Consider the following 18564-nt stretch of genomic DNA (forward strand, 5'->3'; position numbering starts at 1 on the left):
AAACCATGAAAAAAATAGCCATTGGAGGAGACCATGCTGGTTTCGAATATAAGCAAAAGTTAATAAGCCAACTTTCTGGTATGGGCTATAATATCACGGATTTTGGGCCCAGTTCAGATGCCTCTGTAGATTATCCGGATTACATTCATCCAATGGCAAGTTCCGTTGAAGCTGGTGAAAATGTACTAGGTATTGCCATTTGTGGCAGTGGGAATGGGGTAGCCATGACTGCTAATAAGCACAAAGCAATAAGAGCGGCACTTTGCTGGAATAAAGACTTGGCAGCATTGGCTCGTCAACATAATGATGCCAATATCATCTGTATTCCCTCCCGCTTTGTTTCATTCGAAACTGCCTTGGAAATGGTAACAACATTCCTGACTGTAGAATTCGAAGGAGGTAGACATCAAAAACGGGTGGATAAAATTCCCTGTTAAGGATTTTTCCTCTCCCAAATTCCAGTTTCTTTTTTCTGATACTCCAATTTCAAACTTGGTATTCGGTCAAAGATTGGCTCCATCAAATTGCTTGGGTCTATAATTACATCTGGACGCTCAAGTTCAAAAGCTCTTTGAATTTCTTCAATTGCTTCATAATTGTTTGATTGACTTAAAAGCTTTTCAGTAATTCTATGACTCATAAATACACTACCTGATTTATTCTGAGCATATTCTGATAAGCCTTCGCCTAAGTACAGAATGGTTTTGTTAGGATTTACATCATAGTTTTTGGGTTGAATCTGCAATTGCTCCCAACCGAATGTGCTAGGAAGCCCTTTTTGATTAAAGACACCAAAGTAATTAATAATAACTCCCTGAATTATCAACAAGAAGATAATCAAATTTGCCAACCATTTTTTTCTGGCTGTGTTTAAATATCCGGCGAAAAAATAAGTAACTGCAGGGATTAGCAAAAACCAATGACCATCTTCTAAAGGGTCTAAAAGGAAAATCATCATCAGCAAACTCATGAATATCCAAGTAATCATGGTTTTGCGGAAACGCTGCTGATTGAGGTTCATTCCTCGCTGGCCAATAAACCGTAAAGTAGCATAAGTGATAATAATGGCAGGTGGTAAAAGGTAGCTGTAAAGCAAAAAGTTGTTCAAATTTTCCTTCAGGTCAATGTTAAAAACATCCGTAGTGAAATATGCTCCTGCAAGCGCTAATGAGTCGAACCAAAAAAAGATTAATGCACACATTATTAGTGGAAACATACTTCCGAATATCATCATGATCACCTTTTTGGCACTGCTTTCAGAGTAAACTATTAATGCCCAAATAGCTACTAAAATAAAAACAAAACTTGCCAAATCTGTAAGCACAGCTAAGCCCAAATAAAAGCCAAGCGAAAAGTAAGAGTCTTCACCACTTTTAGATTGAAGTATTTTGAATAGCTTCTGAAGTGCTAACAATAAAAATAATAGAGCTATGACAATTGGGCTAAGCGTAGCAAACCCAAAAAAGACATTCGCGAATAAAATATAGGCTAATGCTGGATAATTTGAATTTTCTCTAAATACTCTATTGCTTGCAAAAATTCCGTTCAGCAGAATAGCTTGTAACAAAATCAAAGCAATAGAAAGGATATAATAGGCCAATATACTCCTGCCGAAAAAAAAGTCCAGTAAATAATATATCAATGCAGAAAGAGGAGCCGTATTAGTTTTAAGTTCAGAGTATATGAAAAATCCATCTCCTAGCTTTTCGCCAACAAGTAAGTGATGTAAATCGGGTAAGGTGATTGGATTAAAGCCTAGAAGCCATGATAACCTCAATAGGATGAGCATGATAGCTATCGCAAAAAGCCGATATGGATCATATAATCGAAAAAATTTTAGCATCAGGTAGATTTTGAAATAACCATAAGGAGGACGAATAACGTCAGTCCCAGAAAAATAAACAATATTTGCAACATGACAGGGATAAGTAAACGACAACAACAATTCTCGAGACAATTACAAAAAGATCTTTCGAGCATTTTCCAAAAAGAGCTTAGTGGGGCATTCAAAGGTGCATTTATTACCATTACAGGAGTAGAAATCAGCCCTGATTTGTCGGTAGCCAAGATATATTTAAGTTTTATGTTGGTGGACGATCCAAAAGCGCTTCTTGAAGAAGTGAGGTCTAAAACTAGCCAAATTCGAGGTGTTTTAGGCAGAATGATTGGCAAACAAGTGAGAATAGTACCTTCGCTTGTTTTCTTCCACGATAATAGTGCAGAAGAAGGAGCTAGGATAGACAGACTTATATCTGGTCTGGATATTCCTCCCGCTCCAGAAGATGATGATCAAACCAATTAAGATACATTTTGAATTTAGCCTTCTTTTTTGCAAAAAAGTACTTCAGGAGTAAAAAGAAGAAAAACTTCATTCATTTTATTTCTAGAGTATCTATGATAGGTGTGGCTGTTGGCACCATGGCACTTATTGTTGTGCTTTCGGTTTTTAATGGCTTAGAAGGTTTTCTGCTCGATTTATATAGAGGCTTCGATCCAGACCTGAAGGTTGTTCCCATCGAAGGCAAAACATTCGAACCAAGCGATAGCCTGTTGTATGAGCTTAGAAATATGGAAGGCATACTCGCACTTACGGAAGTAGTGGAGGAAAATGTACTTGTAGAATATCGAAAAACGCGATTGGTATTACGTGTAAAAGGAATTGAACCTGCCTTTCTCGAAGGAAGTCCTTTGGCCGAAAATATAGTTCAAGGCAATGCAAAACTCAGGGCTGATGATGGCAAACCACTAGCAATTGTTGGCCGAGGAGTGCAGTATTTTTTGTCGCTATCTATGGACGATCCTTTCAATCCGATTCAGCTATTTTTTCCGAAAAATTTAAGGCCAGGTATATTGAGCCCTGGAGATGCATATACAAGAGTTTCCCTATTTCCGGCGGGAGTTTTTGCTATTGAAAAGGAATTTGATGATAATTACATCATCCTCCCGCTTGACCAAGCTTCCCGACTCACTAACTATGGCAATAGAAGAACTAGCCTCGAAATTAGACTAAAAAACCCTGATGATTATGCTCAATGGCAATCTGCAATTGAGCCTATCCTAAGTTCAAATCTCAAAGTGCTGAACTCTAAACAACAGCATGATGGACTATTGAAGGCATTGAAACTTGAGAAGCTTTTCGTGTTTTTCACTTTTTCATTTATCTTACTTTTAGCGTCATTCAATATCTTCTTCTCATTATCCTTATTGGCCATCGAAAAGAAAAAGGACATAGCAATGCTTTTTGCAATGGGTGCAAATACTAATTTGGTGCGAAAAATATTTCTCTACGAAGGAGCTTTGATTGCCTTGAGTGGTGCCTTAATTGGGCTGATTGTAGGAGTGATAATTACGTTGACTCAACAACATTTCGGTATTGTGAGAATGGGTGCCGAAGCTTCTATTATCGATGCTTATCCAGTGAAATTGCGAGCAAGTGATTTGCTGTATGTCTCCGCTAGCATAATTGCCATCACTCTTTTAATATCATTTAGGCCTTCGTATTTAGCTACTAAGGTGGATACAGGAAAGGAATTATAGAAAATCCTATTTTCATTTATTTTTTAATTCCTATTTTGCGAATTGCAAGCAAAATATTAGATGAAAGTTTCTACAAATCGACCGTTTCAAATAGTTTATTCAGTATTCGAGCACGAGTATTTAGGGTACCTTTTTGAGTCATTTGTTGTACAACTTGATGATAATGGTGGGTTTACATTCCAGTTTCAAAATATTTCTTCTAAAAATGCCTCCGAGTTCCAGAATGGGCTAGACGAAAAAGACTATCAGCTTATTCAGTGGATGGATACGATACAGCAGGACGCAATTGTTCAAAAGTACGCCACCAAGAAAATGAAGCCGGATGAATTTTTTAGTAAAATCTATGATAAGGAAAAGGGCAATAAGCAAATTCAAGAGTTAATTAGCATTCAAATAGAAGGTATACGTCGCAAAATCATTCCGGAACTGCGATGGAAGCTTTTGTTTGAAATGGGAAATGACGGAAATCCCACTTGGAGTCCAATAGAAATAATGCCGCAAAAAGCGACTGTGATGTTTCATTTTTTCAAAAATGAAGATAACACGCATTATTTTCCAACTATTCGCTATGATGGTCAAAAACTGGAATACAATTACAAAAATGCTTATCTAGTTTGTGATTTTCCTGCCTGCATGGTGTTGGAAGGCAAGCTTTATTCTTTTGAAGGTGATGTAGATGGCAAAAAGCTCAAGCCATTTTTTAAGAAAAAATTTATTGTGATTCCAGCAAATTTGGAAGATACCTATTTTCGAAAATTTGTTGCTCCACTTATTCAGCAGTTTAATGTTAATGCTAAGGGTTTCGATATTCAAGAGTTTAACCTCCCGCCTAATACCATATTAGAATTCACCGAAATGAAAGCGGGAGGAACAGCAGACCTTTTTGGTGGCAAGTCCTCTGAAAGCGAAGATCAATACATCCGATTTGATTTGAAATTTGAATATGGAGATAAGCAATTTTTCGCTTCACCATTTTACGAAACAAGCGTAGTAGTAGATAAAACTGACCAAGGATACACATTCAAAAAGTATCATCGGAATAAAGAATTTGAAAAAGAGATTCGATTGATTCTCGCCGAATTAAAACTGCCTTTGCATAAAGGAACCATTAAAATGGCACGAAGCGATGCTTTCGAATGGTTGAGTATGCATGCTTTTGAACTTGAGCAAAAAGGCATTATGGTGCTGCAAAATGAAAGCAATGACAAGCGTTATTTCTCAGGCTATTCCAGCATCGATATCGAAATAAAGGAAAACATCGATTGGTTTGATATTAATGGTGTGGTCACTTTTGGTGACTTCACAATTCCATTTTCTGAGTTGCGTAAACTCATGCTCAAAAACCAGCGGGAGTTCAAATTGCCCAACGGTCTGATTGCAATAATTCCTGATGCTTGGTTTAGAAACTACAGTGATCTGCTTTACTTTTCGGAGGAAAACTCCAAAGGCTCAGCTAAGCTTAATAAGATTCATCTTTCCTTATTGGATGAATTGCAAAATGGAAACTTAGCTAAAATTTCCATAGATCATAAACTCAATAGACTCAGGGATTTCGAGCAAATCGAAGATTACCCAATGCCAGTTGGTTTTAAAGGAGAGCTTCGTCCATACCAAAAGGCAGGCTATAATTGGCTTAGATTTTTGAGCTTCTATCGATTTGGAGGCTGTTTGGCTGATGATATGGGTTTGGGCAAAACAGTACAAACCCTAGCCATGCTTCAAGCCGAAAAGGAAAAGAAAGTACCAAACCCAAGCTTACTTGTGGTGCCGACCTCATTAATATATAATTGGGAATTAGAGTCTTCTAAATTTACTCCGGAGCTTAAGATTCTGGTCTATGCCGGCACTAACAGATCCAAGCGGGAGGATCAATTTGCTCAATATGATTTGGTGATTACTTCCTACGGTATTGTACGGCAGGATATAGATATGCTCGATCGAGTGCATTTTCATTATGTGATTTTAGATGAATCACAGGCAATCAAAAATCCATCAGCTAATATTGCTAAGGCAGTGAAGCGTTTCAATGCGCGCCATCGTCTTGTGCTCACAGGTACACCTATTGAGAATAGTACCTTGGATTTGTGGTCGCAAGTTTCATTTGTCAACCCAGGTTTGTTGGGAACACAGAGCTTTTTCAAAAAGGAGTATCAACTTCCAATTGAAAATAAAAAGGATGAGGTAAAGCTTAAGAAGCTACATTCACTTATTAAGCCATTTGTACTACGTCGAAAAAAATCACAAGTAGCGACGGAGCTTCCTGAGAAAATTGAGAATATCAAATATTGTCAAATGACTCCCGAGCAAGAGGAAGCATACGAGGAAGTGAAAAATGGCTATCGAGAGCAGATAATTGAGAATATTGAGAAAAAAGGAATGAATAATTCTCACATGCTCATCATCCAAGGCTTGACCAAGCTAAGGCAATTGGCCAACCACCCGAAAATGGTTGATTCTGAGTATGAAGGCGATAGTGGGAAAATGGAAGACATCATTATGTCCATGCAAAAGGTGATTGATGAAGGGCATAAAATTTTGGTTTTTAGCCAGTTTGTAAAACATCTAACCTTGATAAGAGAGCATCTTGAAAAGGAAAAAATAAAGTATGCATACTTAGATGGAGCAACCAAAGATCGACAAGCAGCTGTCAATGATTTTACTGTAAATGACGACATGCCAGTGTTCCTCATTTCGCTAAAAGCGGGAGGCTTAGGACTAAACCTCACAATGGCTGATTATGTATTCATTTTGGATCCTTGGTGGAATCCAGCAGCAGAAGCGCAAGCAGTAGATAGAGCTCATAGAATTGGCCAAACCAACACAGTTTTCTCCTATAAGTTTATTACCAGAGGCACTGTAGAAGAAAAGATATTGAAGCTGCAAGAAAGGAAAATGGCGCTTGCTCAAGATTTGATTACTACTGAAGAAAGCTTTGTAAAGAAGCTTACTACAGAAGATGTAATGGCTTTGTTAGATTAAATTCAATAGAATTAAACCAATCTTTTTCTGCTAATGAATATCATAAGGCCTGCGGTGAAAAACATCAATAAACCATAAATTGCAGGTGATATAGCCATTTCGGCATTATTTAAAAGCAGCGGACTACTCGCAATTGCAATTCCCAAAGTGCCATTTTGCAATCCGGATTCCAATGCAATCGTAAAGCTTTGTCTTTCGTTGGTTGAAAAAATCCTAGCGGAGAAATACCCGATAATCATAGTACTCAAATTCAAGCAAAGTGCTGCCGGTCCGGCTTCGGAAAAATACTCAACAATATTTTCCTTTTCGGCGAGTACTGCTCCCAATACTACCATTACAAATAAAGCAGCGGACGAAATATTTACTGCTTTTAAAGATTTTTGTGTAAAGCGAGGAAATCGACTTTTAATCCACATTCCGATTATAGTTGGGATCAAGGTTATTATCAATATTTTGACCATAGAGTCAATTACCGGTAAACTTTTGGGATTGTCCACTCCCATAAAAAAGTCAAGTGAGAAATTCACCAAAAGTGGAATGGAGATAACAGTTACCAAGCTGCTAATGGCAGTAAGTGTGATCGAAAGTGCCACATCAGCTTTACATAAATGCGTAATCAAATTGGAAGTAGCACCGCCTGGGCAAACTGCCAATATCATAATACCAACGGCAAGTTCTGGCGAGAGTGGAAAAAGATTGGCAATGCCAAAAGCAATAATAGGTAAGATAATAATCTGGTTTGTGAGACCGATTGCAACAGCTTTTGGGTAAATAAGAATTCGCTTAAAATCCTGAATGGTGAGGGTCATGCCCATTCCGAGCATAATTATACCCAAAGCAAGCGGGAGGAATACAGCTGTCAAAAAATTACTTTCCATAGCTATTATTTCTTTGAAAGTAGGGATTTTAAAAGGAAATGCAAAGATGAGATCAATGGATAGAAAATCTGTTGCTCAAATTTCGTCTCAAATTTTAAGGATCAAAGAATGATCTGTCTTATTAAATCAAAATCACAAATTGAAATTCCTTTTTTGTTAGGGATTATTTGCCATTTGCCAATTAATCTTACCGCTTAACTATTTATTTAGATCGAAGTAGCAATGTTTTGAAACCCAAGGGATTTATGGCAGTATAAGGATAAACAGATAGTTCATATTTGTAATAGGTTTTAAGGTTGAGTAGTTAAATTTGGACGGAAGAGCTGGTTACTCTTCCGTTTTTTTATGCTCGATAGTTATCTAGAAGCCCATTTATTCTGGAATTGTATCAGGTACCACATTTACCCTCCCGCTTTCCACCAAAAATATTGAGCGTTCTTTGGGCAATTGATCGATGATTGCTAAGGTTCTTTCCGGCCGTGCATCTGTAATAAAAATCTGTCCAAAGGTATCCTCTGAAGCCAGTTTTATTACTCTTGCAATACGCATATCATCAAGTTTATCAAAAATATCATCAAGTAATAGAATTGGTTTGACACCAGTTTTTTCTCGCAGCACATCAAACTGAGCTAATTTCAGGGCAATCACGAATGACTTTTGCTGTCCTTGCGATCCAAATTTCCTAATGGGATGTCCGTCAATCAAGAATTCATAATCATCTCGATGCGAGCCCATCATGGTTCTTTTCAAAAGCAAATCCTTTCTGAGATTATCTTTAAAAAGCTGTGAGTGCTTTTCGTCATGCCAATCCGATTGAAATACAATCTCCATTTTCTCTTTTTTGTCGCTTAGTTGGTTGTAATGCTCCTCGAATAGTGGAATAAATTGATGAACCATCTCCTTGCGAGTTTCATAAAGCAATGCACCCCAATTAAGGATGCGGCTGTCCCAAGGTTCGAGCTGATCTTTGTCCACCCGATTTTGTTCAGCAAAGCTTTTCAACAGACTATTTCTTTGCTTGAGAGCATGTTGATATTTGATAAGGATATCAAGGTAAGGCTGATCATATTGAGCTAACATGCCATCGAAAAACTTCCTGCGGGTTTCGCTTCCATCACGAATTATCTCCGTATCGTTGGGCGCAATCATCACTACAGGAAATTTTCCTATGTGTTCACTTAATTTTGAGTAAGGTTTTTTATTGAGTTTTACAGTCTTTTTTTGGCCGTTTTGTACATGGCAAATCACTTGGAAATTTTTGCTGTCTTTAGCAAAATCTCCTCGCAGTACCATTTGCGTTTCTCCATGCTTAACACATTGGTTATCAATAGGATTTAATGCACTTTTTGTAAGGGATAAATAGTAAATAGCATCTAGTAAACTTGTTTTTCCAGAACCGTTCGGACCCAAAAAACAGTTGATAAATGGAGAGAAGTTTAAGGTCTCTTCAGAATAATTTTTAAAAGAATAAAGATGTAGATTTTCGAGATACATTAACTATTTGAATGGGTTTTATTAATTTTGCGTTCATTTCAACGAATACCCAATGAAGAATTGTTAGCAAATTGCGAATCAGTTCCAAAACTAAGCATATATGGCAAGCCAAAAGAGGACAACAACTAAAAAAGAAGCTGCGAAGACGAAATTTTCTAAGGAAACATACATGTATTGGTTTGAAAGCATGTCCTTGATCAGAAAGTTTGAAGAAAAATGTGTGCAGTTGTATGGCCAACAAAAGATTCGCGGATTCTTGCACCTTTACATTGGTCAAGAGGCTTGCGCTTCAGGAGCAGTTTCCGCCCTTACACCAGATGATAAATGGATTACCGCTTATAGAGATCACGGGCACCCGTTGGCATTGGGTACGGAGCCTGGGCCCGTAATGGCAGAACTATATGGAAAAGAAACTGGGACTACAAAAGGCAAAGGTGGTTCTATGCACATTTTCGATAAGGAAAGAAATTTCATTGGCGGGCATGGTATTGTAGGTGCACAAGTGCCAATGGGTGCTGGGATTGCATTTGCAGAAAAATATATGAAGACTGGCAATGTATGTATGTGCTATATGGGTGATGGTGCCGTTCGTCAAGGTGCTTTCCACGAAGCATTAAATATGGCAATGACCTGGAAGCTACCAGTTATATTTTGTATTGAAAACAATGGTTATGCAATGGGTACTTCAGTGAAGAGAACCAGCAACGTAACTGATTTATATAAGCTTGGCAGTGCGTATGATATGCCTTCATTCCCAGTAGATGGCATGACGGTGGAGGAAGTACACAATGCAGTAGCTGAAGCAGCAGAAAGAGCAAGAGCTGGAGAAGGCCCTACTCTATTGGAATTCAGAACGTATCGTTACAGAGGACATTCAATGTCGGATCCTTCAAAATATCGTACTAAGGAAGAACTCGAAAACTATAAAGGTCAAGATCCGATCGAAAAAGTGAGAGCAACAATTCTCAAAGAAAAATTTGCTACGCAAGAAGAGCTTGAAGAGATTGAAAGTGCTATCAAGGAAAAAGTATTAGAGGCAGTAAAATTCGCCGAAGAGTCAGATTATCCAGATCCAAGCGAGGCCTTTACAGATAATTATTTGCAAGAAGATTATCCGTTCATAACAGAATAGCTCACAGAATTTTACATTCTAGGAAAATTGTAATAATATTGCGTCCCAAAAAATTGATGAATGGCAACTACGAAAAGAAAACCAAGAGGTAAAAACGAGCAAGGAAATGATTTTCTTGAAAACCCAGAGGTGATTTCAAACCAGCTTGGTAAAACAGAAGAGTTTCTGAGTAAGAATAAGAAAATGGTATTTGGTATAGGTGGATTAATTGCAATAATTATTGCTGCAATCTTCATCTATCGTTTCACAATGGAAACTAAGAATGCCGAAGCTCAACAAGAGATGTTTCAAGCAATATTTTATTTTGAAAATGGAAATTTAGAAAATGCTTTGAATGGTGATGGTAATGCACTAGGCTTTCTAGATATACTTGATGACTATTCTGGTACGGATGCAGCTAATTTGGCGTCATTCTATGCAGGGTCAATTTATCTTCAGCAAAGAGAATTCCAATCAGCATTGGATATGCTACAAGATTTTTCATCTGATGATTTCTTGGTTTCAGGTCGCAAGCATGTACTTATTGGTGATGCTTACATGGAGTTAGGGAACTTTGCCGATGCAGCAGCTGCTTATCAAAAAGGTGCTTCTACGCATCCAAATAAGCAATTTTCACCTCAGTACTTAATGAAAGCTGCTTTGGCTTTTGAAAATGCAGGTGATACTACTAAAGCGATTTCTACTTACGACGAAGTTATCAATAAATATCCTGAGTCTCTTGAAATAACTAATGCACGAAAGTTTAAGGCAAGGCTAGAAGCCCTTGCTGCTAACTAATTTTCTGCAAAAAAGGAAAATATAGAAGGGTAAGGCAGCTAATGCTTTACCCTTTTTTTATAACGAAATTCAAATCAATTTTTCAGCAATATGTCATCAGCAAATAAAAATTTGAGCCAACACAGTTCGAAAAACATTGCCAATGTTCAAGATAAAAAGTTTGCTATTATCGTCTCGGAATGGAATGAGGAGGTAACAGAGTCCCTCTATGAAGGTGCTTTTTCTACGCTTTTGAAGAATGGTGCAAAAAAGGAAAACTTAATTAGAAAAAATGTTCCTGGCAGTTTTGAATTGAGCTTAGCCGCCCAATACATGGCTCAGCGAGAGGATATCGATGCTGTAATTTGTCTAGGCTGTGTAATCCAAGGTGAAACTCGTCATTTCGATTTTATCTGTATGGCAGTGGCTCAGGGAATCACTGATGTGAGTTTGAAGTACAATAAGCCTGTCGTATTCGGGGTACTTACTCCAAATAATCAAAAGCAAGCTCTCGATCGCGCGGGAGGAAAGCATGGCAATAAAGGCGATGAAGCTGCAATTACAGCAATCAAAATGCTTGGATTTTAAATATTCAAGCCAAATCACGAAACACATAAACCCAAAATTCAGGATAAGGCCATTTTAAGAGATTAATGAATCATTAATAATGCCGAAGTCAATTTATTTCATTGTAACAATATTCTGAAACACACATGAAGATCATGAAATTTGGCGGCACCTCTGTAGGCTTGCCGCACCGAATGCATCAAGTTGCTAGATTGGTAACAAAAGATGATTCAGCAAAAATTGTCGTTTTATCAGCATTATCAGGAACAACAAATGCCCTTGTAAATATTGGTGATGCAATGGCTCGTCGCGATAAGGAGGATGCTCGTTTACAAATTGAAGCACTTAAGCAACACTATTTGGAGTTTTATCCTGAATTGCTCAAAACAGAGCAGGCTCGTACCGAGGCATTGGAAGTCATTGAGGAACACTTTGAGTTTCTGAGCATACTTCTCAAAATTTCGTTCAATGAAGCCATCAATAGGGATATACTTGCCCAGGGAGAGTTGTTAAGTACAAAGCTGTTTACCATCTATCTGAAAGAAGTTGAAATTCCAGCTGTTCTTTTACCCGCCTTGGATTTTATGTCTATCGACGAAAATCATGAACCTGAATTGGCTAAAATTTCTGAAAAGCTTAAGGCAATAATTGCAAATTATCCTGATGACAAGCTCTTTGTAACTCAAGGCTATATTTGCAAAAACAGTAAAAATGAAGTTGATAATCTAAAGCGTGGAGGCAGCGATTATACAGCTTCATTAATTGGAGCAGCCATAGATGCAGAGGTTGTAGAAATATGGACGGATATAGATGGGATGCACAATAACGATCCGCGTATTGTGAAGCAAACCAAACCAATTGCGCAACTGTCTTTCGACGAGGCGGCGGAGCTTGCATACTTTGGCGCAAAAATTTTGCATCCAGCGTCTATTTGGCCAGCACAGAAAGCGAACATTCCTGTAAAACTTCTCAACACAATGCAGCCCGAAGCGGCAGGAACCACTATTACTGCTGAAGAAACTGGGGCAGGAGTAAAAGCCATTGCTGCCAAAGATGGTATTACAGCAGTGAAAATTAAGTCCAGTCGAATGTTGCTTGCTTATGGTTTCATGCGCCAAATATTTGAGATTTTCGAAAAGTACAAGACTTCTGTAGATATGGTAACTACCTCAGAAGTGGCGGTTTCGCTCACGATAGATGATACATCACACCTCCCGCAAATTGTACAAGAATTAGAGGAGTTAGGCTTGGTGGAAGTTGATGGTAACCAGACAATTATTTGTATTGCAGGTAATATGGTAGCTGAAAACAAGGGTGTGTTAAATTCTATTTTGGAAGCCCTTAGAGATATTCCACTTAGAATGGTGAGTTATGGTGGTAGCAGACATAATGTAAGCTTATTGGTGGACACAAGCGTGAAAATAGAAGCTTTGAAAGCGTTGAATCTGGGTGTATTTAATTTGGAATAATTCAGAAGCTTTTTCGATTTGGAAGACAATAGCCAATATTTAGTACTATTTTGCAATACATAAAAACAGAAAGTCATTGGAAATAATAAAGCATCGCATCGAGGGTCTAGTGGAATTAAAGCCTATGATTTTTCATGATGAGAGAGGATATTTTTTTGAATCTTTTCATGTAGAAAAACTTCGAAATGCGAACGTGCCGATAGATTTTGTGCAGGATAATCAATCCTTTTCGAAGAAGGGCGTGATTCGAGGCCTTCACTTCCAACGTGAACCCTTTGGACAAGGCAAACTTGTAAGGGTATTGAGCGGGAGGGTACTGGATGTAGCCTTAGATATCAGACCCAATTCTCCAACTTTTGGTCAGCACATGAGTTGCTTGTTAGATTCTAAAATGAATAACAGTTTGTATATTCCAGATGGTTTTGCTCATGGTTTTGCAGCTTTGGAAGATAGTGTGTTTTTCTACAAATGCACCAATTTCTACCATAAGGAATCAGAAATGGGCATTCGTTGGAATGATGATAGTTTGAATATAGATTGGATGGTCGAAGAGCCAATCATTTCTGAAAAGGATCAATTGCTGCCTGATTTTGAAGAAGTTGTGAAAACCTTATTCTCTTAGAAATGCTAATATTTATTACAGGTGCCAACGGATTGGTGGGAAGTGAAATTTGTAAAAGCCTTCTGGCAAAAGGGCATAGCATAAGAGCCACTCGTCGCAGTAATAGTAATATGAGTTTACTAGGAGGCACTGCCAGCAAAATTGAATGGGTAGAAGCAGATATTTTAGATTTGCCGACTATTGGTCAAAATCTAGACGGAGTTGAAGCATTTATTCATGCTGCAGCAATGGTTTCATTCGATAAACGAGACCATAGCAGAATGATGAAGATAAATGTGGATGGAACCGCCGGCTTGGTCAACCTATGTATAGAGCAGAATGTGCCGCATTTCTTACTCATTAGCTCTGTCGCTGCTATTGGCAGGGTGAAGAATATTGATGTGATAGATGAAAAGACCAAATGGCAGACTTCGGAACTCAACTCTCAATATGCCATCTCAAAGTATCATGCTGAAATGGAAGTATGGCGTGGAGGTGAGGAAGGGTTGAAATTTACGATTGTAAATCCATCAGTAGTATTAGGAATGGGCGATTTGCAGCAATCAAGCGCTAAGCTTTTCAAGTACGTATGGGATCAAAAGCCATTCTACACCGATGCTATTATCAATTACATCGATGTGAAGGATGTGGCTGATATTACCTCCCGCTTTATTGAGCTGGGGCCGCAGAATGATCGCTTTATCTTAAATGCTGGAGATATTTATTACAAAGAATTTTTTCAGATTATGGCTAAGCATTTAGGCAAGCGTGCTCCTTTTATCAAAGCAAGCAAACCAATCGTTTGGGCAGCTGTAATTGCCGAAACATTGAAAGGCTGGATAACAGGTAGTAGGCCATTAGTAACAGCCGAAACCGCGAAGCTTTCTCAAAAGAATTTTAAATACAGAAACAATAAAATAAAAGAGAAACTTGGCATTGAATTTTCTCCCTTGGAACAAACCATTGAAAGAATATGTACTGAACTGAAGGAAAAATTGTCAAAAGAAAAATAAATCCCTTCTTTTGAAAATAAATCTTCCAAAGACATTTTCTTTTGGCATTTTTCGTATATTTCTTAAAAGCTCTTTAAACCTAACCTTATGCCTGAAGAATTCAGAAGAAGAGAGGAGGATAAAGACCTCATCAAAAGGTTTGAGGAACATCTCAGCCAGCGTAGTCATTACTTTTTTGACGAAGACACTTTTGAGCAGATAATTCAACATTATCTGGATATAGAGAAAAACGCAAAAGCTCTAAAGGCTTGTGAAATAGCCTTGACGCAATATCCACTCAGTATGGAGTTGCTCCTATTAAAGGCGCAAGTACTTTCTAATATGAACGAATGGGATACTGCCATCGAAGTGTTAGAAACTGCTAATACTGTGTACCCCAATGATACTGAAATACTTGCACTTACAGGTACAATTTTCAACATGATGGGTCGCTATGATGAAGCAGTGGAAGTGCTTAGCAAATCATTGGAAAGTACTGATGAGCCTGAAGAAATCTATTACCAAATAGGAATGGCTCACCAGAGCAACGCTAAATACAGAGAAGCTATAGAAGCCTATAAGAAAGCACTTGAACAGAATTTGCATCATGATGGCGCCTTGTACGAAATGGCTTTTTGCTTGGACGTCCTAGATGAGCTTGAACAAAGTGTAGAGTATTACCAGAAATTTATTGATGAAGATCCGTACTCATCTTACGCTTGGTACAACTTGGGTATTGTTTATAACAAGCTCGAGAAATTTGATTTGGCGATTGATGCTTATGACTATGCTATCCTAATAGACGAGGAATTTGCTAGTGCTTGGTTCAATTTGGCAAATGCCTACATGAATCAAGAAAATTTCATAAAGGCATTGGAGGCATACAAAAAGACGCTTGATTTAGAAGGGCCTTCATCCGAAGTATTTTGTTGCATTGGGGCAGCTTATGAAAAAATGGCTCAATTTGAACTAGGCCTTAAGTACTATCAAAAAGCGGTAAAGATAGATGAGCTGTATGATGATGCTTGGTTTGGGATGGGCTCTTGCCTATTAAAGCAAGAAAAGTACTTTGAAGCAATTCATTTTCTTACGAAAGCTTTAAAGATAAATTCGGATAATTTTGAGTTTTGGCTTGCCAAGGCAGCTGCAGAATACAAAACTGGCAATGTAGTTTCGGCCATGGAAGCTTATGAAGAAGCTATCGCAATAGATCCTACATCAGTAGAGTGTTGGTTAGATTTATCATTCATTTCTTTTGAGCAGGGCAATTTCGATAAAGCTGTTACTTTGATGGAAGAGGCCTTAGAAGAGGTGCCTGATGAGCCTGCTTTCCATTATCGGATGACAGCCTACTTAATCGGCAATGGGAAGTACCAAGAAGCCTTCCATTTTCTAGAAAATGCATTAATTTTGGATTTCGATATGCATACAGTGCTTTTCGATTTCTTTCCTAATCTAGAAATTCAGAAAGTACTCTTCAAAATAATCGATCAATACAAAAGAGATAATCATTAAAACCGAATAAGATCACATTCTTTAACATCGGTTTTATCATTTGTAATTTGAAAGCAACCTTTAGAAATTATCATTTCGATGGTTGTTTTTTTAATGTAAAATAGAAATCAAAATCACATGAATTACCTGTTAAACGAACTTCCTGAGCGTACGCAAAAACCGAGGGAAGATGGCTACACCATGGCCATGGATAAAGGGCTTAGCCTTAGAGAAGCTGAGGATTTTCTTAGCGTAGCTGAATCCTATGTAGATATTGTAAAATTGGGTTGGGGCACTTCATTCGTGACACCAAACTTGGATAAGAAAATTACTTTGTATCAGAAGCATGGCATTCCAGTATATTTTGGGGGCACTTTGTTTGAAGCATTTGTAGTGAGAAATCAGTTTGATGACTATGTGGAGTTACTAAAACAATACAATGTGACTCATGCTGAGGTTTCTGATGGCTCAGTGGTAATGCCGCATGATTTGAAATTGAAATATATATCCAAATTGGCAGAAACATGCACGGTACTTTCAGAAGTAGGGTCTAAGGATGTTGACAAAATTATACCTCCCTATAAGTGGATTGAATTGATGCGTAAGGAATTGGATGCTGGAGCTTGGAAAGTAATTGGCGAAGCGCGGGAGGGAGGCAATGTCGGCTTATTCCGCTCATCTGGTGAAGTTCGCGAAGGTTTAGTTGAAGAAATTCTAACTCAAATACCTTCTGAAAAAATTATTTGGGAAGCACCTCAAAAGGGTCAGCAAGTTTGGTTCATTGAATTGTTAGGCGCAAATGTGAATTTGGGAAATATTTCTCCAAATGAAGTATTACCGCTTGAGACTATTCGTTTAGGGTTGAGAGGAGACACATTCTCTACTTTTATCAAAAGGGATAAAGTTTCAGAATAATTGGTACCAGAATACCTATCTGATTTGGTGTTTTTGCTTTAGAACCTGCTTATGAATAAACTACTTCCTTATATTCTTTTGTACCTGAAAGGATTGTCCATGGGCGGGGCAGATGTAATACCGGGAGTTTCTGGTGGCACAATTGCCTTTATTACGGGAATATACGAGAGACTATTGAATGCCATAAAATCTGTTGATCTTGAGGCATTGAAGCTATTAATCCGATTTGACCTAAGTGGATTTTGGAAAAAGATTGATGGGACGTTTTTGATAGTTTTATTGCTCGGTATTGCAACCAGCGTGCTGTCACTTGCTAAGCTCATTACCTTTTTGCTTCTCACTTATCCGATCCAAGTCTGGTCATTCTTTTTCGGCTTAATTATTATATCAGCCATATTAGTAGCTAAAAGCATACATCATTGGAAACCAATTGACTACCTTGCCTTAGTACTTGGTATTGTAATAGCTTATCTAATTACTGCGGCGTCACCAGCTACTACTTCAGATAGCTTGTTTTTCATTTTTGTAAGTGGAGCAATTGCCATTACAGCGATGATATTGCCAGGTATTTCAGGCTCATTTATACTATTGCTACTTGGTAAATATCAATACATGATGCAAGCTCTTTCGGATATTAACATTCCGGTGATCCTAGTGTTTATTTCTGGATGTGTTTTAGGTCTTCTCTCGATGGCTCGTGGTATTAGCTGGTTACTAAAAAGATTTTATAATCCAACAATTGCGTTGTTGGCAGGTTTTATGGTAGGTTCACTCAATAAGGTCTGGCCTTGGAAAAAAGTAGTAGAATCGATAATTGATAGACATGGAGAAGCAAAACCCATAAAGGAGCAAAACTTATTGCCAAATGAATATTTAGAAGCCACAGGTCAAGACCCATTCTTTTTACAAGCACTATTTTTCATTTTCATTGGAATTGCGATTGTAATTTCGATTGAAAGAGTAGCTAATCTATTAAAAGTTAGAGATGTCAAGTAACACCATTTTATTTGCCTTATTAGGCTATCCTTTGAGTCATTCTTTTTCTCAAGGTCATTTTCGAGATAAATTTGAGAAGGAAGGATTGACCGACCATGATTATATTTTGCTAGATCTCCCGCAAATAGATGATTTGCCTAAGCAGCTTGATAAGCTACCGAATTTAAGAGGTTTCAATGTTACCATTCCTTATAAAGAAAAAGTGATTGCTTTTCTTTCTGAATTGGATCCATCAGCTGAGCGAATAGGCGCAGTAAATGTGGTGAAAATGGAAAATGGAATTTGGAAAGGGTATAATTCAGATTATTATGGCTTCCAAAAATCATTAGAGGAATTTCTGCCCAAAAAACTTGTCAAGAAGGCTATTGTATTAGGAAGTGGTGGAGCATCTAAAGCAGCAATTGTAGCTCTTGAAGATTTGGGATTTGAAGTTTTAAAAGTCTCTCGTAATCCACAAGCCAAAACTCATACAATTTCTTATGACAAATTAAAGTCGATGGAAAATTGGGCAGATGAATATCCGCTTATTGTGAATGCAACACCTTTGGGCACATACCCAAATTTGAATAGTTGCCCGGATCTCTACTACACCAAATTGAGTAACAAAAATTTGCTTTATGATATGGTTTATAACCCAAGCGAAACTTTGTTTATGAAGCGTGGGTTGGAGTTGGGAGCTAAGGTGAAAAATGGCTTAGATATGTTGCACTATCAAGCTGAGAAAGCTTGGGAAATATGGCAGGCTTAGTTTCAT

The 18564-nt window shown here is 37.9% G+C and carries 17 protein-coding genes; 14 read left to right on the forward strand and 3 right to left on the reverse strand.

Going from position 1 to position 18564, the window contains the following annotated elements; all coding sequences use genetic code 11:
- Positions 1 to 5: 5 nt before the first annotated feature.
- Complete coding sequence (rpiB, locus tag ACOXY8_RS09865) at positions 6 to 437, forward strand: ribose 5-phosphate isomerase B (protein ID WP_458331418.1); 432 nt, start codon at positions 6 to 8, stop codon at positions 435 to 437.
- On the opposite strand, the gene ACOXY8_RS09870 is transcribed toward rpiB, so the two are convergent.
- A complete protein-coding gene (locus tag ACOXY8_RS09870) occupies positions 434 to 1843 on the reverse strand; it encodes a DUF6427 family protein (RefSeq protein WP_458331419.1) in 1410 nt (469 codons plus the stop codon). The genes rpiB and ACOXY8_RS09870 overlap by 4 nt on opposite strands.
- A 72-nt stretch (positions 1844 to 1915) precedes the next feature.
- On the opposite strand from ACOXY8_RS09870, the gene rbfA reads away from it, so the two are divergent.
- The 3 genes from rbfA to ACOXY8_RS09885 are packed head-to-tail and all read left to right on the forward strand — an operon-like array spanning position 1916 to position 6516.
- The gene (rbfA, locus tag ACOXY8_RS09875) at positions 1916 to 2302 is read left to right on the forward strand and encodes a 30S ribosome-binding factor RbfA (RefSeq protein WP_458331420.1); all 387 of its coding nucleotides are present in this window, start codon (positions 1916 to 1918) and stop codon (positions 2300 to 2302) included.
- A gap of 8 nt (positions 2303 to 2310) precedes the next feature.
- Positions 2311 to 3537: an FtsX-like permease family protein gene (locus ACOXY8_RS09880; RefSeq protein WP_458331421.1), complete on the forward strand. Its 1227-nt coding sequence runs from the start codon at positions 2311 to 2313 to the stop codon at positions 3535 to 3537.
- 60 nt (positions 3538 to 3597) lie between these two features.
- On the forward strand, positions 3598 to 6516 hold the full coding sequence (locus ACOXY8_RS09885; RefSeq protein ID WP_458331422.1) for a DEAD/DEAH box helicase: 2919 nt from the start codon (positions 3598 to 3600) through the stop codon (positions 6514 to 6516).
- An 11-nt stretch (positions 6517 to 6527) separates the two neighbouring features.
- On the opposite strand, the gene ACOXY8_RS09890 is transcribed toward ACOXY8_RS09885, so the two are convergent.
- Both ACOXY8_RS09890 and recF read right to left on the reverse strand, forming a co-directional pair.
- On the reverse strand, positions 6528 to 7394 hold the full coding sequence (locus ACOXY8_RS09890) for a bile acid:sodium symporter family protein (protein WP_458331423.1): 867 nt from the start codon (positions 7392 to 7394) through the stop codon (positions 6528 to 6530).
- Positions 7395 to 7766: 372 nt separating this feature from the next.
- Positions 7767 to 8888 carry a DNA replication/repair protein RecF gene (gene recF / locus ACOXY8_RS09895; RefSeq protein ID WP_458331424.1) on the reverse strand — a complete coding sequence of 374 codons (1122 nt, stop codon included), beginning with the start codon at positions 8886 to 8888 and terminating at the stop codon, positions 7767 to 7769.
- A 100-nt stretch (positions 8889 to 8988) separates the two neighbouring features.
- Here recF and pdhA point away from each other — a divergent pair, with 100 nt between their 5' ends.
- The 10 genes from pdhA to ACOXY8_RS09945 all read left to right on the forward strand — a co-directional run bounded on the left by pdhA (position 8989) and on the right by ACOXY8_RS09945 (position 18558).
- Positions 8989 to 10020, forward strand: a complete 1032-nt coding sequence (gene pdhA / locus ACOXY8_RS09900; protein WP_458331425.1) for a pyruvate dehydrogenase (acetyl-transferring) E1 component subunit alpha — start codon at positions 8989 to 8991, stop codon at positions 10018 to 10020.
- A 60-nt stretch (positions 10021 to 10080) separates the two neighbouring features.
- Positions 10081 to 10797: a tetratricopeptide repeat protein gene (locus ACOXY8_RS09905; protein WP_458331426.1), complete on the forward strand. Its 717-nt coding sequence runs from the start codon at positions 10081 to 10083 to the stop codon at positions 10795 to 10797.
- Between the two features lie 90 nt (positions 10798 to 10887).
- Positions 10888 to 11364, forward strand: coding sequence for a 6,7-dimethyl-8-ribityllumazine synthase (ribH, locus tag ACOXY8_RS09910; RefSeq protein ID WP_458331427.1), 477 nt, complete (start codon positions 10888 to 10890; stop codon positions 11362 to 11364).
- A 125-nt stretch (positions 11365 to 11489) separates the two neighbouring features.
- Positions 11490 to 12812: an aspartate kinase gene (locus ACOXY8_RS09915; protein ID WP_458331428.1), complete on the forward strand. Its 1323-nt coding sequence runs from the start codon at positions 11490 to 11492 to the stop codon at positions 12810 to 12812.
- 76 nt (positions 12813 to 12888) lie between these two features.
- Complete coding sequence (gene rfbC, locus ACOXY8_RS09920) at positions 12889 to 13434, forward strand: dTDP-4-dehydrorhamnose 3,5-epimerase (RefSeq protein WP_458331429.1); 546 nt, start codon at positions 12889 to 12891, stop codon at positions 13432 to 13434.
- 2 nt (positions 13435 to 13436) lie between these two features.
- Positions 13437 to 14426, forward strand: coding sequence for an NAD-dependent epimerase/dehydratase family protein (locus tag ACOXY8_RS09925; RefSeq protein ID WP_458331430.1), 990 nt, complete (start codon positions 13437 to 13439; stop codon positions 14424 to 14426).
- 87 nt (positions 14427 to 14513) lie between these two features.
- A complete protein-coding gene (locus tag ACOXY8_RS09930; RefSeq protein WP_458331431.1) occupies positions 14514 to 15920 on the forward strand; it encodes a tetratricopeptide repeat protein in 1407 nt (468 codons plus the stop codon).
- A gap of 117 nt (positions 15921 to 16037) precedes the next feature.
- Complete coding sequence (locus ACOXY8_RS09935) at positions 16038 to 16814, forward strand: phosphosulfolactate synthase (protein ID WP_458331432.1); 777 nt, start codon at positions 16038 to 16040, stop codon at positions 16812 to 16814.
- A 51-nt stretch (positions 16815 to 16865) separates the two neighbouring features.
- A complete protein-coding gene (locus ACOXY8_RS09940; RefSeq protein ID WP_458331433.1) occupies positions 16866 to 17810 on the forward strand; it encodes a DUF368 domain-containing protein in 945 nt (314 codons plus the stop codon).
- A complete protein-coding gene (locus ACOXY8_RS09945) occupies positions 17800 to 18558 on the forward strand; it encodes a shikimate dehydrogenase family protein (RefSeq protein ID WP_458331434.1) in 759 nt (252 codons plus the stop codon). Before ACOXY8_RS09940 ends, ACOXY8_RS09945 begins: the two co-directional genes overlap by 11 nt.
- Positions 18559 to 18564 lie beyond the last annotated feature (6 nt).

The organism is Peijinzhouia sedimentorum (assembly GCF_049340005.1).
GTDB lineage: Bacteria > Bacteroidota > Bacteroidia > Cytophagales > Cyclobacteriaceae > CAXBDP01.

What these genes read in the sequence shown, in the direction of transcription:
- rpiB (WP_458331418.1), top strand. Translation starts at nt 6, where the DNA reads ATGAAAAAAATAGCCATTGGAGGAGACCATGCTGGTTTCGAATATAAG.
- ACOXY8_RS09870 (WP_458331419.1), bottom strand. Translation starts at nt 1,843, where the DNA reads ATGCTAAAATTTTTTCGATTATATGATCCATATCGGCTTTTTGCGATA.
- rbfA (WP_458331420.1), top strand. Translation starts at nt 1,916, where the DNA reads ATGACAGGGATAAGTAAACGACAACAACAATTCTCGAGACAATTACAA.
- ACOXY8_RS09885 (WP_458331422.1), top strand. Translation starts at nt 3,598, where the DNA reads ATGAAAGTTTCTACAAATCGACCGTTTCAAATAGTTTATTCAGTATTC.
- ACOXY8_RS09890 (WP_458331423.1), bottom strand. Translation starts at nt 7,394, where the DNA reads ATGGAAAGTAATTTTTTGACAGCTGTATTCCTCCCGCTTGCTTTGGGT.
- recF (WP_458331424.1), bottom strand. Translation starts at nt 8,888, where the DNA reads ATGTATCTCGAAAATCTACATCTTTATTCTTTTAAAAATTATTCTGAA.
- pdhA (WP_458331425.1), top strand. Translation starts at nt 8,989, where the DNA reads ATGGCAAGCCAAAAGAGGACAACAACTAAAAAAGAAGCTGCGAAGACG.
- ACOXY8_RS09905 (WP_458331426.1), top strand. Translation starts at nt 10,081, where the DNA reads ATGGCAACTACGAAAAGAAAACCAAGAGGTAAAAACGAGCAAGGAAAT.
- ribH (WP_458331427.1), top strand. Translation starts at nt 10,888, where the DNA reads ATGTCATCAGCAAATAAAAATTTGAGCCAACACAGTTCGAAAAACATT.
- ACOXY8_RS09915 (WP_458331428.1), top strand. Translation starts at nt 11,490, where the DNA reads ATGAAGATCATGAAATTTGGCGGCACCTCTGTAGGCTTGCCGCACCGA.
- ACOXY8_RS09925 (WP_458331430.1), top strand. Translation starts at nt 13,437, where the DNA reads ATGCTAATATTTATTACAGGTGCCAACGGATTGGTGGGAAGTGAAATT.
- ACOXY8_RS09930 (WP_458331431.1), top strand. Translation starts at nt 14,514, where the DNA reads ATGCCTGAAGAATTCAGAAGAAGAGAGGAGGATAAAGACCTCATCAAA.
- ACOXY8_RS09935 (WP_458331432.1), top strand. Translation starts at nt 16,038, where the DNA reads ATGAATTACCTGTTAAACGAACTTCCTGAGCGTACGCAAAAACCGAGG.
- ACOXY8_RS09940 (WP_458331433.1), top strand. Translation starts at nt 16,866, where the DNA reads ATGAATAAACTACTTCCTTATATTCTTTTGTACCTGAAAGGATTGTCC.
- ACOXY8_RS09945 (WP_458331434.1), top strand. Translation starts at nt 17,800, where the DNA reads ATGTCAAGTAACACCATTTTATTTGCCTTATTAGGCTATCCTTTGAGT.